General features: G+C 57.1%; 16 protein-coding genes. 13 read left to right on the plus strand and 3 right to left on the minus strand.

Annotated features, from left to right (window positions below; translation table 11 throughout):
* Positions 1-2: 2 nt before the first annotated feature.
* Positions 3-287, minus strand: a complete 285-nt coding sequence (locus tag NR201_RS19595) for a YciI family protein (protein ID WP_010248560.1) — start codon at positions 285-287, stop codon at positions 3-5.
* Between the two features lie 9 nt (positions 288-296).
* Positions 297-1,310 carry an aminopeptidase gene (locus tag NR201_RS19600; RefSeq protein WP_187484743.1) on the minus strand — a complete coding sequence of 338 codons (1,014 nt, stop codon included), beginning with the start codon at positions 1,308-1,310 and terminating at the stop codon, positions 297-299.
* A 363-nt stretch (positions 1,311-1,673) separates the two neighbouring features.
* On the opposite strand from NR201_RS19600, the gene cysG reads away from it, so the two are divergent.
* From cysG to rpoS, 13 genes are all read left to right on the plus strand, one after another.
* Entirely contained in the window at positions 1,674-3,089 is a 1,416-nt protein-coding gene (cysG, locus tag NR201_RS19605; RefSeq protein WP_010248556.1) for a siroheme synthase CysG, read from the plus strand.
* 9 nt (positions 3,090-3,098) lie between these two features.
* The gene (gene cysD, locus NR201_RS19610; protein WP_010248554.1) at positions 3,099-4,007 is read left to right on the plus strand and encodes a sulfate adenylyltransferase subunit CysD; all 909 of its coding nucleotides are present in this window, start codon (positions 3,099-3,101) and stop codon (positions 4,005-4,007) included.
* A gap of 11 nt (positions 4,008-4,018) precedes the next feature.
* The gene (gene cysN / locus NR201_RS19615) at positions 4,019-5,446 is read left to right on the plus strand and encodes a sulfate adenylyltransferase subunit CysN (protein WP_010248552.1); all 1,428 of its coding nucleotides are present in this window, start codon (positions 4,019-4,021) and stop codon (positions 5,444-5,446) included.
* Entirely contained in the window at positions 5,446-6,051 is a 606-nt protein-coding gene (gene cysC / locus NR201_RS19620; RefSeq protein ID WP_033786734.1) for an adenylyl-sulfate kinase, read from the plus strand. Before cysN ends, cysC begins: the two co-directional genes overlap by 1 nt.
* A gap of 54 nt (positions 6,052-6,105) precedes the next feature.
* A complete protein-coding gene (locus NR201_RS19625) occupies positions 6,106-6,426 on the plus strand; it encodes a DUF3561 family protein (protein ID WP_010248547.1) in 321 nt (106 codons plus the stop codon).
* A gap of 177 nt (positions 6,427-6,603) precedes the next feature.
* Entirely contained in the window at positions 6,604-6,921 is a 318-nt protein-coding gene (gene ftsB / locus NR201_RS19630) for a cell division protein FtsB (protein WP_010248545.1), read from the plus strand.
* Between the two features lie 3 nt (positions 6,922-6,924).
* Positions 6,925-7,641 (plus strand): 2-C-methyl-D-erythritol 4-phosphate cytidylyltransferase, encoded by a 717-nt coding sequence (ispD, locus tag NR201_RS19635; RefSeq protein WP_031593988.1) that lies wholly within the window; start codon positions 6,925-6,927, stop codon positions 7,639-7,641.
* Positions 7,641-8,123: a 2-C-methyl-D-erythritol 2,4-cyclodiphosphate synthase gene (gene ispF, locus NR201_RS19640; protein ID WP_010248541.1), complete on the plus strand. Its 483-nt coding sequence runs from the start codon at positions 7,641-7,643 to the stop codon at positions 8,121-8,123. The genes ispD and ispF overlap by 1 nt, the downstream gene beginning before the upstream one ends.
* Positions 8,120-9,160, plus strand: coding sequence for a tRNA pseudouridine(13) synthase TruD (gene truD / locus NR201_RS19645; protein ID WP_033786729.1), 1,041 nt, complete (start codon positions 8,120-8,122; stop codon positions 9,158-9,160). The genes ispF and truD overlap by 4 nt, the downstream gene beginning before the upstream one ends.
* Before the next feature lie 191 nt (positions 9,161-9,351).
* Positions 9,352-10,113, plus strand: a complete 762-nt coding sequence (surE, locus tag NR201_RS19650) for a 5'/3'-nucleotidase SurE (RefSeq protein ID WP_003849099.1) — start codon at positions 9,352-9,354, stop codon at positions 10,111-10,113.
* Positions 10,107-10,733, plus strand: coding sequence for a protein-L-isoaspartate(D-aspartate) O-methyltransferase (locus NR201_RS19655; RefSeq protein ID WP_010248537.1), 627 nt, complete (start codon positions 10,107-10,109; stop codon positions 10,731-10,733). The genes surE and NR201_RS19655 overlap by 7 nt, the downstream gene beginning before the upstream one ends.
* 162 nt (positions 10,734-10,895) lie before the next feature.
* Positions 10,896-11,996, plus strand: a complete 1,101-nt coding sequence (gene nlpD / locus NR201_RS19660) for a murein hydrolase activator NlpD (protein ID WP_010248535.1) — start codon at positions 10,896-10,898, stop codon at positions 11,994-11,996.
* A gap of 57 nt (positions 11,997-12,053) precedes the next feature.
* Complete coding sequence (rpoS, locus tag NR201_RS19665) at positions 12,054-13,046, plus strand: RNA polymerase sigma factor RpoS (RefSeq protein ID WP_003849090.1); 993 nt, start codon at positions 12,054-12,056, stop codon at positions 13,044-13,046.
* Positions 13,047-13,185: 139 nt separating this feature from the next.
* Here rpoS and mutS read toward each other — a convergent pair whose 3' ends face one another.
* Positions 13,186-15,747, minus strand: coding sequence for a DNA mismatch repair protein MutS (gene mutS / locus NR201_RS19670; protein ID WP_122889669.1), 2,562 nt, complete (start codon positions 15,745-15,747; stop codon positions 13,186-13,188).
* Positions 15,748-16,032 lie beyond the last annotated feature (285 nt).

A 16,032-nucleotide genomic window follows, 5' to 3' on the forward strand; every position in this document is an offset into this window, starting at 1 on the left:
AGCTAAGCGCCTTTTAATCCGGCAAACGCCTCTGCTGCACGGGTCACATTCACTTTCGTCACCTCATACTCTGCCACCGTGACAAACGGATCTTCCGCTAAAATTGCATCCAGCTCTTCTCGTTCCATCTCCCTGACCAGTAACATGCCGCCCGTGCGCGGATCTTTACGTCCCGCTGCAATAAAAAAGCCCGCGTCAAAATAGCGATCCAGCCATTCGATATGGGCTGCCAGCAGCGCTTCAACTTCTTCTACCGGACGAACGTAATTCAGAAAGACCACGTACATGTCAGATCCTTACACTTTGGGGTTGGTCAGTTCACTGAGCAGCGGCAGCAGCACGCGAACGCTGTCGCGGGTTCGCAAGGTTATCTGCCCCGGCAGCCAGCGGTCGAGATAGCTCAGATTATCCAGGTCAGTCTGATGGCGGGTAACGCCATCAGGAAAGTGGGGACTACGATGACGCTGCAGCGCACCATCTTTATTACCCAGCGTCCAGTTGCTGGCGGTCACATCCAGCAGCGGAAAGCCCGCCTTGTCGAAGGCATTAAGAGCGTCAAAATCTTTACGGTTCAGCTGATGACTGGCGGCGGGAATGCCCTGCTGGCGTGCCAGTAACAGGGCTCGTTCGCTGGTCTGCTTGCGCACCGCCCGGGGCGTATTCATGCCGCTGTTAAAATAGAGATGATCGCCGGTGATCAGGCTATTCAGATCGATGACCAGCAGGGTATTCTTCTTCTCACGCGTGCTCATCCGCTCAACATAATCATCCATGCCGTGCAGATCTGCCTCTCCGGCGCTCAGCGCCACAAAGCGTATGCCGTAGTGCAGCGGTTTGCGGCTCAGCTGCTGCGCCAGCTCCAGCATCACGCCAAGACCCGATGCATTATCATCGACGCCCTGCAGGCGTAAGCCGCCCAGGTTGTGCTGGGCCTGGCTGCTATTTTGCGGCGTCCAGGTATCCAGATGTGCCACGATCAGAATCTCCTGCGGCACGCTGCCTGCACGCGCGGCAATCACCGAGGTTGCTGTGAGCTTATGCCAGCGCTGCGTGCCGTCCTCTTCCTGCCACTTATAGCCGGTCCTGAACTGGCGGGTATTGGTCTTATAACCCAGCGCGGTAAATTGCTGTTGCAGGTAGTCGGCTGCCATCAGCTCAGCCGGGCTGCCGCTCATCCGGCCAGGAAACAAGGTGGCGATGTGCCGGACCTGCTGTTCGGCAAACTGGCCAGGCGGAGTGCCCAGAGCCAGCGGAGAAATGAGTGCGCCAAATAAAATTGTCGCTACCCTCAAGCGGAGGGAATAAAACATAGTGCATCCTTTTTCATTATTCGGGAGCCGTTCCGCATGGGGGCCAGGGCCAGCCATGCCGCGCGCATTATATCCTTTTTGTCCCGTGACTTTGTTAGTGGAATCGGGCGCTGTCACTACCGAAAGGCGTAACGGACCATTATCGCTGGCACTTATCTGCTTTTGCTGCCGCAGGTGTGGCTTTCAATATGTGAGCCTGTTCACGAAAAAGCCATTAAATTTCATCTGTTAAGACCAAATTGTTCTGTGCTTTGCGGCGTCGTTATTCCATTCGGTAACTACTCATTCCAATTCGTAATTTCATCTGGATAAACTCAGCGACGTATAGTCGCGTTAATACAAAGTTAAAACATCAGGGTTAACGTGGACTATTTGCCTCTTTTTGCCGATCTTTCTGGCCGCCCGGTTCTGGTTGTCGGCGGGGGAGATATTGCGGCGCGAAAAATTGAACTGCTGCGCCGTGCACGCGCGCGCGTTCTGATCGCATCTCGTGAACTCTGCCCTGAACTGCAGGCACTGCTGGATAAGCAGGAGCTGGAGTGGCTGGCGACCGAATTTGACCCGGCCCAGCTGGATGGCGTTTTCCTGGTGATTGCCGCCACCGACGACAACCATCTCAACAGCCAGGTGTTTGAAGCCGCCAATGCGCGGCATAAGCTGGTTAACGTGGTGGATGACCAGCCAAAATGCACCTTTATCTTCCCCTCGATTGTTGACCGCTCACCGCTGGTGGTGGCGATCTCCTCCAGCGGCACCGCACCGGTGCTGGCACGCATGCTGCGCGAAAAAATCGAAACGCTGCTGCCTGCCAGTCTGGGTCAGATGGCTGAAGTGGCCGGACTCTGGCGCGATAAAGTCAAACAGCGCTTCAGCCGCATGTCTGACCGTCGGCGCTTCTGGGAACGCGCTTTCGACGGCCGGTTCGCCAGTGAGATGTCTGCCGGTAACGTCGAAGAGGCGAAACGCACGCTGGACCGTGAGCTGCAGGAAGAGCCGACCCGTCAGGGTGAGATCTTTCTGGTGGGCGCCGGGCCGGGCGACAGCGGTCTGCTGACGCTGCGTGGCCTGCAGGTGATGCAGTTAGCCGATGTGGTGCTCTACGACCATCTGGTCAGCGAAGAGGTGCTGGATCTGGTGCGCCGCGATGCCGATCGCATCTGCGTCGGCAAACGGGCCAGCGCCCACACGTTGCCGCAGGAAGAGATCAATCAGATGCTGGTTTCACTGGCGCTGAAAGGCAAGCGCGTCGTGCGCCTCAAGGGCGGCGATCCCTTTATCTTTGGCCGCGGCGGCGAAGAGCTGCAGGCGGCTCAGCAGGCGGGTGTGCCGTTCCAGGTGGTGCCGGGCGTCACCGCGGCAGCCGGTGCGACGGCCTATGCCGGTATTCCGCTGACCCACCGCGACTACGCGCAGAGCGTGATGTTTATTACCGGTCACTGCCGTCCCGATGGGGATGACATTGACTGGCCATCGCTGGCGCGTGCGCGTCAGACGCTGGCGATCTACATGGGAACTGTTAAAGCCGCTGCCATCAGCGAGGCGCTGATTCAGCACGGTCGCGCGCCATCAACGCCGGTGGCGGTGATCAGTCGCGGCACCCGCCAGGATCAACAAGTGCTGACCGGCACCTTAGAACAACTTGAGGCGCTGGCCGCCTCGGCACCCACTCCGGCGCTGCTGGTGATCGGAGAGGTGGTTAATCTGCACGGGCAACTCGCCTGGTTTAAACATTCAGCACAGCAGGGGGCTCGCGAGTCCGCCGTTGTCAATCTGGCTTGAGGGAAAATCATGGACCAAAAACGACTCACTCATCTGCGTCAGCTGGAGGCGGAGAGTATCCACATCATTCGCGAAGTGGCGGCGGAGTTCAGCAATCCGGTGATGATGTACTCCATCGGCAAAGACTCCTCGGTCATGCTCCATCTGGCGCGTAAAGCCTTCTACCCAGGCACGCTGCCCTTCCCGTTGCTGCATGTGGATACCGGCTGGAAATTCCGTGAAATGTACGAATTTCGCGACCGCACCGTGAAAGCGATGGGCGCAGAGTTGCTGGTTCACCGCAACCCGGAAGGCGTGGCGATGGGCATCAACCCCTTTGTTCACGGCAGTGCCAAACACACTGACATCATGAAAACCGAAGGGCTGAAGCAGGCGCTGAACAAATATGGTTTTGATGCAGCCTTTGGCGGCGCACGTCGTGATGAAGAGAAGTCACGCGCCAAAGAGCGTATCTACTCATTCCGTGACCGCTTCCATCGCTGGGATCCGAAAAACCAGCGCCCTGAGCTGTGGCACAACTACAACGGTCAGATCAACAAGGGTGAAAGCATCCGCGTCTTCCCGCTGTCGAACTGGACCGAACTGGATATCTGGCAGTACATCTTCCTGGAAAACATCGAGATCGTGCCGCTCTATCTCGCCGCACCGCGTCCGGTGCTGGAGCGTGATGGCATGCTGATGATGATCGATGACGATCGCATCAACCTGCAGCCGGGTGAAGAGATCACCGAACGGATGGTCCGTTTCCGTACGCTCGGCTGCTGGCCGCTGACCGGCGCGGTAGAGTCCGAGGCGCAGACGCTGCCGGAGATCATCGAAGAGATGCTGGTTTCCACCACCAGCGAGCGTCAGGGCCGCATGATCGATCGCGATCAGTCCGGTTCGATGGAACTGAAAAAACGTCAGGGTTATTTCTAAGGAGACGCCAGATGAATACCGTAATTGCACAACAGATTGCCGACCAGGGCGGCGTTGAAGCCTGGCTGACCACGCAACAACACAAGAGCCTGCTGCGTTTTCTGACCTGCGGCAGCGTTGATGACGGAAAAAGTACCCTGATTGGACGTCTGCTACACGACACCCGTCAGATCTATGAAGATCAGCTCTCGTCGCTGCACAACGACAGCAAACGTCACGGCACCCAGGGCGAGAAGCTCGATCTGGCGCTGCTGGTGGATGGTCTGCAGGCTGAGCGTGAGCAGGGCATTACCATTGATGTGGCCTACCGCTACTTCTCGACCGAAAAGCGTAAATTTATTATTGCCGACACGCCGGGACATGAGCAGTACACCCGTAACATGGCGACCGGCGCGTCAACCTGCGATCTGGCGATCCTGCTGATCGATGCGCGTAAAGGCGTACTGGATCAGACCCGCCGCCACAGCTTTATCTCGACGCTGCTGGGGATCAAACACCTGGTGGTGGCGATCAATAAGATGGATCTGGTGGAGTACAACCAGGAGCGCTTCGAGCAGATCAAACAGGATTACCTCGACTTTGCTGCGCAGCTGCCGGAAGACCTCGATATCCGCTTTGTGCCGATGTCGGCGCTGGAAGGGGATAACGTCGCCTCTGCCAGTCAGACCATGCCGTGGTATAGCGGCCCGACGCTGCTGGATGTGCTGGAGACCGTGGAGCTGAAGCGCGTCGTCGATCATCAGCCGATGCGTTTCCCGGTGCAGTATGTCAACCGTCCGAACCTCGATTTTCGTGGCTATGCCGGCACCCTGGCGTCGGGCAGCGTGCAGGTAGGCCAGCGCGTTAAAGTGCTGCCTTCTGGCGTGGAGTCGACCATTGCCCGCATTGTGACTTTCGATGGCGATCTGCAGGAAGCGGGTGCAGGCGAAGCGATTACCCTGGTGCTGCAGGATGAGATTGATATCAGCCGTGGCGATCTGCTGGTGGATGCCAGTGAAGAGCTGGCAGCGGTTCAGTCTGCCAGCGTTGACGTGGTCTGGATGGCAGAACAGCCGCTGCAGGCCGGTCAGAGCTATGACCTGAAAATCGCCGGTAAGAAAACCCGTGGCCGGGTAGAGAAGGTGCTGCATCAGGTCGAGATCAACTCGCTGGAGACGCGTCAGGTCGATACGCTGCCGCTGAACGGTATCGGTCGCATTGAGATCACCTTTGACGAACCGATGGTGCTCGACAGCTATCAGCAGAATCCGGTAACCGGCGGCATGATCTTTATCGATCGCCTGAGCAACGTCACCGTGGGTGCCGGCATGATCCATCAGCCAAACCATGATGCCCCGGTTAATACCGGCGAGTTCAGCGCGTTTGAGCTGGAACTGAATGCGCTGGTGCGCCGCCACTTCCCACACTGGAATGCGCGCGACCTGCTGGGCGGTCAGTAATGGCGCAGCACGACGATAACGTGGTGTGGCATGATCATCCGGTGACACGCGTCTCACGCGAACAGCAGCATGGCCATCAGGGCGTGGTGCTGTGGTTTACCGGGCTTTCGGGCTCGGGGAAATCCACCGTTGCCGGTGCGCTGGAGCAGGCGCTGCACCGCATCGGCGTCAGCACCTATCTGCTGGATGGTGACAATGTGCGTCACGGCCTCTGTCGTGACCTCGGTTTCAGCGATGATGACCGTAAAGAGAATATCCGTCGCGTCGGTGAAGTGGCGAAACTGATGGTGGATGCCGGACTCGTGGTGCTCACTGCCTTTATTTCGCCGCATCGCGCCGAGCGTCAGATGGTGCGCGATCTGCTGGAGCCGGGACAGTTTATCGAGGTATTTGTCGATACGCCGTTAGCCGTGTGTGAAGCGCGTGATCCGAAAGGGTTGTATCGCAAAGCGCGCGCCGGTGAACTGCGTAATTTCACCGGCATCGACAGCGTCTATGAGGCGCCCGATAGCCCGGAAATCCAGCTGGATGGCGAACAATTGGTTACAAAACTCGCCGCCCAATTGTTAGACCTGCTGCGTGACCGCGATATCATCAAATCCTGAAGAGACAGCGGCAAATCGTTTCTGATTTGCCGCCCTCGCGCCAACAGGATGCCTATGCAGAACATTACCCCAATGCTCGCTCGAAAAGATGACTCCTCCCCGGATGAGCCGCGCTCATTGCTACCGGGCGGCGTTATCGGCTTTCTCGCTTACTGGTGCGCGCTGGCGATTCCTTTCCTGCTGTTCGGCTCTAACACGCTGTTCTTCTTTCTTTATACCTGGCCATTCTTTCTGGCGCTGCTGCCGGTTGCGGTGGTCACGGGTATCGCGCTGAATACGCTGCTGAGTGGACAGTGGCTGTGGGCCGCGCTCGCCACGGTGATCATGGTGGTCACGCTCTTCTGGTTAATGTTCTCTTTTCTCTCTGGCTGGTAAGCCCTCAGTGCGCCCGCGCTGATGTGCAAACGCATCGGCAGGTTACAAATCTTTTCCCGTCTGAATCGGTACTGATTCATATTTTGCGCAGACGCGCAGCAAAGCGCGCCATTTTCTCCGCTGGTGTGGAGTCCTGTGCAAAGTTATGGGATGATTGGGCCGTTTTTAGGGGGCGGGATGGGAAAACTGACGTTACTGTTATTGGTGCTGCTTGGCTGGCTGCAATATTCGTTGTGGCTGGGGAAAAATGGCATCCATGACTATACGCGCGTCAATGATGATGTCGCGGTGCAACAGGCAAACAATGCCAAACTGAAATCGCGAAACGATCAGCTGTTTGCCGAAATTGACGATCTCAATGGCGGCTCGGAAGCGATCGAGGAGCGTGCACGCAATGAACTGGGCATGATTAAGCCCGGTGAGACTTTCTATCGTCTGGTGCCTGACCAGAACAAACGCAACGCGCAACAAGCAGCGCTTAACCAACAACGATAAAACATGAACACTCTGGCCTCCCTTGCGGATGTGATTGCCGTGGTGCCCGCTGCCGGGATCGGCAGCCGCATGCAGGCAACCTGTCCGAAGCAGTATCTGACGATTGGTCAGCACACCCTTCTGGAACACAGCATTGCGCGTCTGTTTTCCCATCCCGCTATCAAACAGGTGATTGTCGCCCTCAGTCCTGATGACCAGCACTTCGCTTCACTGCCGCTGGCACGCGATCCGCGCGTGCTCAGGGTGACAGGCGGAGAGACCCGCGCCGAATCGGTGCTGGCCGGATTGCAGGCTGCACAGGGTTCCGCCTGGGTGCTGGTCCATGACGCCGCGCGTCCCTGTCTGCATCCCGACGATCTCCAGCAACTGCTCAACGTGCGTGAAAAGAGCCACGTTGGCGGGATTCTGGCCGCGCCAGTGCGTGACACCATGAAACGGGGCGAGCCGGGCAAAGCCGCGGTGGCCCATACCGTAGAGCGCGACGATCTCTGGCACGCCTTAACGCCGCAATTTTTCCCTCATGCGCTGCTCACCGCCTGCCTGACGCGGGCGCTGGCAGAAGGCGCGACCATCACCGATGAAGCCTCGGCGCTGGAGTATTGCGGCTACCACCCGCTGTTAGTCAGCGGACGCAGTGATAACATCAAAGTCACCCGGCCAGAAGATCTGGCGCTGGCGGCTTTTTATCTGAGTCAGATTCAATTAAAGGAGAGCGCATGATGCGTATCGGTCACGGTTTTGACGTTCACGCCTTTGGCGGAGAGGGTCCGTTAGTGATTGGCGGTGTGCGGATCCCGTTTGAGCAGGGTTTTATCGCCCATTCGGATGGCGATGTGGCGCTGCATGCGCTGACTGACGCGCTGCTGGGCGCAGTGGCGATGGGCGATATCGGCAAGCTGTTTCCTGACACCGATCCGGCCTTTAAAGGGGCGGACAGCCGCGGCCTGCTGCGTGAGGCCTGGCGCCGTATCGAAGCCAAAGGCTATCGCATCGGTAATGTCGACGTCACGATTATTGCTCAGGCACCGAAAATGCTGCCGCACGTGCCACAGATGCGGATCAATATTGCAGAAGATCTGGGCTGCCATATGGATGCGGTCAACGTCAAAGCGACCACCACCGAGAAGCTGGGCTTTACCGGGCGCGGCGAAGGCATCGCCTGTGAAGCGGTGGCGTTAGTCCTGAAAGCTGACAGCCAATGATGCTGAATTACCTGCACGGTACACCCGTGGCCTCCGGAGTGATCAAAGCCAATCCGGAAGATTTCGTGGTGGTTGAGGATCTCGGTTATGGCGCGGATGGTGAAGGTGAGCACCTGCTGGTGCGTATCCGTAAAGTGGGGGCCAATACCCGCTTTGTGGCTGAGGCACTGGCGAAGTATCTCGGTATTCATCAGCGCGACATGAGTTATGCCGGAATGAAAGATCGCCATGCGGTGACGGAACAGACTCTCTGTTTTCGCCTGCCGGGTAATGCGATGCCCGATCTGCGCGGTTTTGAGCTGGAAGGGGTCGAGATTCTGCAGGCGGTGCGCCACAAACGTAAGCTGCGCATCGGCGCACTGGCGGGGAACGCGTTCCGGCTGATCATCCGCCAGATCAGTGACCGTGATGCGGTTGAAACGCGTCTGGCGCAGATTCGCGATGCGGGCGTGCCGAACTATTTTGGTGAACAGCGCTTTGGCCGCGGCGGCAATAATCTGGTGATGGCTGAAAAGTGGGCACGCAATGAGATCATTATTCGCGACCGCAACAAGCGCAGTCTGATGCTCTCTGCCGCGCGCAGTGCGCTGTTTAATCAGGTGACCAGTGCGCGTCTGCAACAGCAGGGTAGGCTGACTCAGGTGCTTAACGGCGATGCGTTGCAGCTGACCGGACGAGGCAGCTGGTTTGTCGCACAGCCTGATGAACTGGCAGAGTCACAGCGCCGGGTAGAGCAGCATGAGCTGCGCATCACCGCGCCGCTGCCGGGACGGGGCGAGCCTGGCCCGCAGGCTGACGCGCTGGCCTTTGAACAGCAGGCGCTGGCTGATGAGACGCTGCTGCTGGGACTGATTGAACGTGAGAAGGTCGATGCTGCACGCCGCGCCATGCTGGTGGTGCCGCGCGATATGCAGTGGAGCTGGTGGGATGATGTCACCCTGGAACTGGCATTCTGGCTGCCAGCGGGCAGCTTTGCCACCAGCGTGGTCCGGGAGCTGCTGACCCACGCGGACTCGCCCGATCAGATTGATGAGTAATCTTCGCCGCAACCTGACCCGCAGTGTGGGTAATGTTGCGGCAAACCCCCACCGTCGTGTGATTTACGCCTACCACTTCCTTGCGCGCCTCGCTAGAATGCAAAAATCGCCGTCTATTCCTCACCTGTTGCCATGCCGTTAAAACAGGTTCCGTCACGGCGACCAGTCGAATAAAAAAAGGTCAGAACGAAATGCGGATATTGCTCAGTAACGATGACGGCATTCATGCGCCAGGCATTCAGACTCTGGCGAAAGCCCTGCGGCAGATTGCTGACGTGCAGGTTGTTGCCCCCGATCGTAACCGAAGCGGTGCCTCGAACTCATTAACGCTGGAAACGCCTCTGCGCACCTTCACCCATGAAAACGGCGATATCGCCGTCCAGATGGGGACGCCGACCGACTGCGTCTATCTGGGGGTGAATGCGCTGATGCAGCCGCGTCCCGACATTGTGGTGTCGGGCATCAATGCCGGCCCCAATCTGGGCGATGATGTGATCTACTCCGGCACGGTGGCGGCAGCGATGGAAGGGCGACATCTTGGCTTACCGGCTATCGCGGTTTCGCTCAACGGCCATCAGCACTACGCCACCGCGGCGGCCGTGACCTGCGCGCTCCTCAGGGCGCTGACGCATGAACCGCTGCGCACCGGCCGCATTCTCAATATCAACGTTCCCGATCTGCCGTTGTCTGAACTCAAAGGCATCCGCGTGACGCGCTGTGGCAGTCGCCATCCGGCGGATCAGGTGATTGCGCAGCAGGATCCGCGTGGCAATACACTCTACTGGATTGGTCCGCCAGGCGAAAAACTGGATGCGGGCCCCGATACGGACTTCGCCGCCGTGGATCAGGGCTACGTCTCTGTCACGGCACTGCATGTCGATTTAACGGCGCACAGCGCGCAGAACGTTCTCAGTGACTGGCTGGCTAAAGCTGAGGTGAACCTGGCATGGTGAATCGGCGTATTGAGACGTTGCTGTCACAACTGCGTCAGCAGGGCATCGATGATGAAAACCTGCTGAAAGCCATCAGCGAGGTGCCGCGCGAACGTTTTATCGACGAAGCGTTCGAGCATAAAGCCTGGGACAATGTTGCCTTGCCCATCGGCTCCGGTCAGACGATATCACAGCCCTACATGGTCGCGCGGATGACTGCGCTGCTTGGACTTAATCCGCATTCGCGTGTGCTGGAGATTGGTACGGGTTCAGGTTATCAGACGGCGATTCTTGCCCATCTGGTGGACCATGTTTATTCAGTGGAACGCATTAAAGGGCTGCAGTGGCAGGCCAAGCGCCGTCTGAAACAGCTGGATCTGCATAATGTCTCAACCCGTCATGGTGATGGCTGGCAGGGCTGGCCTTCACGTGGCCCCTTCGATGCCATCATCGTCACGGCTGCACCGCCTGAAATTCCGATTGCGCTGATAGCACAACTGGCAGAAGGCGGCATCATGGTGCTGCCGGTTGGTGAAGATCAGCAGGTACTGAAGCGCCTGCGTCGTCAGGGCGAAGAGGTGATGGAAGAGACCATTGAACCAGTGCGTTTTGTCCCGCTGGTGCAGGGCGATCTGGCCTGACCCTCTTCGTATTTCTTCACAACTGTTTCATAGCACCACGTACCTGATGTTGTTACTATCCAGTTTATTCATCGAAAACGCAGATTTTATCGCGCCGCGCAGAGTATCCTGCTGGCAGATACAGTGAAACAGATAGATCAGAGTTGCCATCACGGGGGATTAATGAGCACGGGAAGCACACTTTTTCAGTTACGCCGTCTGGCGGCGCTTTCACTGGTAGGTTTTTGGCTGGCAGGCTGTAGCTCCAGCGACAACTCACAGGCACCCATCAGTCGCGTTGGCGACAATGGTGGCATGAACACTAACCAGTCTGGAGCAGACATGAGTTCAGGCGGCGTTCCTGCCACGCCAGCCCAGGGACAAATGTTAAGCAAAAATTCAGCATCTGCCCCCGCTAGTGGTGGAATGATTAGTACCAACAGCAATGTTGAGACGCAGAATGGCCGGATTGTTTACAATCGCAGTTATCAGAACATTCCTAAGGGTAGCTACTCCGGTGAAACTTATACCGTTAAGCGTGGCGACACATTGTTTTACATCGCCTGGATTACCGGCAACGATTTCCGTGATTTAGCCCAGCGCAACAATGTTCCGGCGCCATATGGCCTGAATGTCGGACAAACTTTGCAGATTGGCAATGGGTCGGGTCAGCCGATTACTGGCGGCAATCCCATTACCGTTGCTGATGCAACGCAGGGCGGCGTTCCGGCGGCGCCACAAATTAAATCGCCTGCTGTTGCACAGCAACCTGTTATTACGTATTCTGATGATTCAGGTAATTCGGGTGGCAGCAAAATGTTGCCTTCGAATGGAGCAAATGTTGCAACGACAACAGCTCCAGTCGTTACCGCACCCCCAACGGTTAGCAGTACAACCAACAGTTCAACGCCGGTCGGAAGCTGGCGCTGGCCGACTGACGGGAAGATCATCGATAACTTCTCTGCCGCCGAAGGTGGCAATAAAGGTATCGATATCGCCGGGACGCGCGGACAATCTGTGGTCGCCACTGCTTCAGGACGAGTGGTTTACGCAGGTAACGCACTCCGGGGTTACGGTAATTTAATCATCATTAAACACAACGATGATTACCTGAGCGCCTACGCCCACAACGATACAATGCTGGTCCGGGAACAACAGGAAGTTAAGGCGGGGCAAAAGATCGCTACCATGGGTAGCACCGGAACCAGTTCAGTCAGATTACACTTTGAAATTCGTTACAAGGGGAAATCCGTAAACCCGTTGCGTTATTTACCGCAGCGATAATCCGGCAGAACAAAACAGGTTTATGTTCTGCCCTGGAATCACGGGTAGGAGCCGCTTATGAGCCAGAATACGCTGAAAGTAAACGAGTTACATGAGAACGCGGAATTCGATGAGAACGGAGCTGAAATTTTTGACGAGAAGGCACTCGTTGAAAATGAAGCCAGTGATAGCGACGTAGCGGAAGAAGAGTTGCTATCACAGGGTGCGACGCAACGTGTGTTAGATGCGACGCAGCTCTATCTCGGGGAGATTGGCTATTCTCCGTTGTTAACGGCAGAGGAAGAAGTCTTCTTCGCTCGCCGTGCATTGCGGGGTGATATCCCTTCCCGTCGCCGTATGATCGAAAGTAACTTACGCCTGGTGGTGAAAATCGCTCGTCGTTACAGCAATCGTGGTTTAGCTCTGCTGGACCTGATTGAAGAAGGTAACCTCGGCCTGATTCGCGCCGTAGAGAAATTTGACCCGGAGCGCGGGTTCCGTTTCTCAACGTACGCCACCTGGTGGATTCGTCAGACTATTGAACGGGCGATCATGAATCAAACCCGTACCATCCGTCTGCCGATTCACATTGTGAAAGAACTGAATGTTTATCTGCGTACTGCGCGTGAACTTTCCCACAAGCTCGACCATGAGCCGAGTGCGGAAGAGATCGCAGAGCAGCTTGATAAACCAGTTGATGACGTAAGCCGCATGTTACGTCTCAACGAACGCATTACCTCGGTTGATACGCCATTAGGCGGTGATTCTGAAAAAGCGCTGCTGGATATTCTGGCCGATGAGAAAGACAACGGCCCGGAAGACACCACGCAGGACGATGATATGAAACAAAGCATCGTTAAATGGCTGTTCGAACTGAACGCCAAGCAGCGTGAAGTGCTGGCACGTCGTTTCGGCCTGTTGGGCTATGAAGCGGCAACACTTGAGGATGTGGGTCGTGAAATCGGCTTAACCCGCGAGCGTGTACGCCAGATTCAGGTTGAAGGTTTACGCCGTCTGCGTGAAATCCTGCAGGCGCAGGGCCTCAGCATTGAAGCACTGTTTCGTGAATAATCGTTAACAGTAAATCTGAGTTTGAATGCGAAAAGCGATGGTGAAAACCATCGCTTTTTTTATGTCAGCAGAAAAGTGATTTGCGGGCGAGCGAGCATAGCACCGCGCATTAACGCGGTGCGATGTACGGGATGTAATGTCAGACCAGCGATTTAAGACGATAAATCCAGTCGAGTGCCTGACGCGGTGTCAGCGTATCCGGATCCAGCGCCTCAAGCGCCTCCATGGCAGGCGAGGTCTCTTCAACCAGCAGCGGCAGCTGAGAGCCATCGACCGTCGATGACGCGGAGTGGTTTGAAACGGTCTCAAGTTCCTTCAGCTTATTGCGTGCCCGCTTAATTACCTCTTTGGGTACGCCGGCCAGCGCCGCCACCGCCAGACCATAGCTCTTACTGGCCGCACCCTCCTGGACGCTGTGCATAAAGGCGATTGTGTCGCCATGCTCAACGGCATCCAGATGGACGTTAACCACGCCTTCCATTTTTTCCGGCAGGGTTGTCAGCTCGAAGTAATGGGTGGCAAACAGCGTCATCGCCTTGATACGGTTCGCCAGGTTTTCGGCGCAGGCCCAGGCGAGCGATAAACCGTCGTAGGTGGATGTTCCGCGTCCAATCTCATCCATCAGCACCAGGCTATTTTCGGTGGCATTGTGCAGGATGTTAGCGGTTTCGGTCATCTCAACCATAAAGGTCGAGCGCCCGGAGGCGAGATCGTCAGCGGCACCGACACGGGTAAAGATGCGATCCAGCGGGCCAATCAGCGTCTCATCGGCAGGAACAAAACTGCCAATCCATGCCATCAGCGCAATCAGTGCCGCCTGGCGCATATAGGTACTTTTACCGCCCATGTTGGGGCCGGTAATAATCAGCATTCTGCGCTGGGGTGCCAGTGACAGTGGGTTGGCAATAAACGGCTCTTTCAGAACCTGTTCCACCACCGGATGGCGTCCGCCGCTGATTTTAATCCCGGCTTTATCCTGCAATACCGGGCGGCAATAGTTCAGGGACCAGGCACGTTCTGCCAGGTTGCTTAACACATCCAGCTCTGCCAGCGCGGCGGCACTCAGCTGCAGCGCTTCAAGATGCGGCAGCAACTGATCGAACAGCGCCTCATACAGGCTTTTTTCCAGCGACAGCGCTTTACCCTTGGAGGTGAGTACTTTGTCTTCGTACTCTTTCAGCTCCGGAATGATATAGCGTTCAGCATTTTTCAGGGTCTGACGACGGACATAGTGCATCGGTACCTGATGGCTCTGTCCGCGGCTCACCTGAATGTAATAACCATGCACGCCGTTAAAGCCGACCTTCAGGGTATCCAGTCCCAGCTTCTCGCGTTCGCGGATCTCCAGCCGGTCAAGATAGTCGGTTGCGCCATCTGCCAGTGCGCGCCACTCATCCAGTTCCGCGTTGTAGCCGGGCGCAATGACTCCGCCGTCACGGATCAGCACCGGCGGTGACTCAATCACCGCCTGCTCCAGCAGCTCACGCAACGCGGTGAACTCGCCCATCTGCGTGCGCAGCTTCTGCAACTGTGGCGCCTCAACATCGGCCAGCAACTGGTTAAGTTCCGGCAGTTGCTGAAACGCATGACGCATGCGAGCCAGATCGCGCGGACGTGCGGTGCGCAGGGCCAGGCGAGCCAGGATTCGCTCCAGATCCCCTACCTGACGCAGCACCGGTTGCAGCACGTCGCTGAGATTTTGCAGCTCAGCAATCGACTCCTGACGCTGGTTAATGATGCGCGCATCGCGCAGCGGCATATGCAGCCAGCGTTTCAGCATCCGGCTACCCATCGGGGTGACCGTTTTATCCAGCACCGCCGCTAAGGTGTTGTCGGTGCCGCCTGCCAGGTTCTGGGTGATTTCCAGATTACGGCGGGTGGCCGCATCCATGATGATACTGTCCTGCTGCCGCTCCATGCTCAGAGAGCGGATGTGGGGCAGCGTGGTGCGCTGGGTATCTTTGGCATACTGCAGCAGGCAGCCCGCCGCGCTCAGTCCGAGGTGCGCATTCTCCACGCCGAAGCCATTAAGATCGCGGGTGCCGAACTGCAGGTTCAGCTGCTGGCGTGCGGTGTCGATCTCAAACTCCCACAGCGGACGGCGTCGCAGGCCGCGTCGCTGATCGATCAGCGACATCGCCTGGAAATCTTCGGGGTAGAGCAGCTCCGCCGGATTGGTGCGCTGCAGTTCTGCCGCCATGGTTTCAGCATCGGCAGGTTCGCTGAGGCGAAAACGGCCTGAGCTGATATCCAGCGTGGCGTAGCCAAAACCACGCGGGCTTTGCACGATCGCCGCCAGCAGATTGTCGTGTCGCTCCTGCAACAGCGCCTCATCACTGATGGTGCCTGGGGTAACGATGCGCACCACTTTGCGTTCGACCGGGCCTTTGCTCAGCGCCGGATCGCCTATCTGCTCGCAGATGGCAACGGATTCGCCCAGCTGCACCAGTTTAGCCAGGTAACCTTCAACCGCATGATAGGGCACACCCGCCATCGGGATCGGTTCGCCCGCTGACGCACCGCGCTTGGTGAGTGAAATCTCCAGCAGCTGCGAGGCTCGTTTTGCGTCGTCATAAAACAGCTCGTAGAAGTCACCCATACGGTAAAACAGCAGAATGTCAGGATGCTCCGCCTTGAGACGCAGGTACTGCTGCATCATCGGCGTATGGGAAGGAAAGTCCTTTTCGGTTGGCTCTTGCATAAGGTTTTAGCTCATTTTTAATGCGGTAAATTTCTGGCGGTCAACGCCCATGAAACCGAAAGGGATTCCAGGCGCGCAGGATAATCAGATGATAACGAATAGGGCAGGGCATATGCCAGCGTGATGCACAGCCGCGATCCTGACCGGGTGTAACCTGACAGGCATCCTGGCAAATGTGGCGGCGGCTGGCGACAAAAAAGTGCCTGTTCTCATGATGCTGAGGCGGGGCTGCGAGGCGGCTCGCGATTTCTGCGGTAGTTTACGGCCGGCAGGAGGGCAATGCGC

Source organism: Pantoea sp. Fr-CA_6, assembly GCF_024520895.1.
Classification (GTDB): Bacteria; Pseudomonadota; Gammaproteobacteria; order Enterobacterales; family Enterobacteriaceae; genus Pantoea; species Pantoea agglomerans.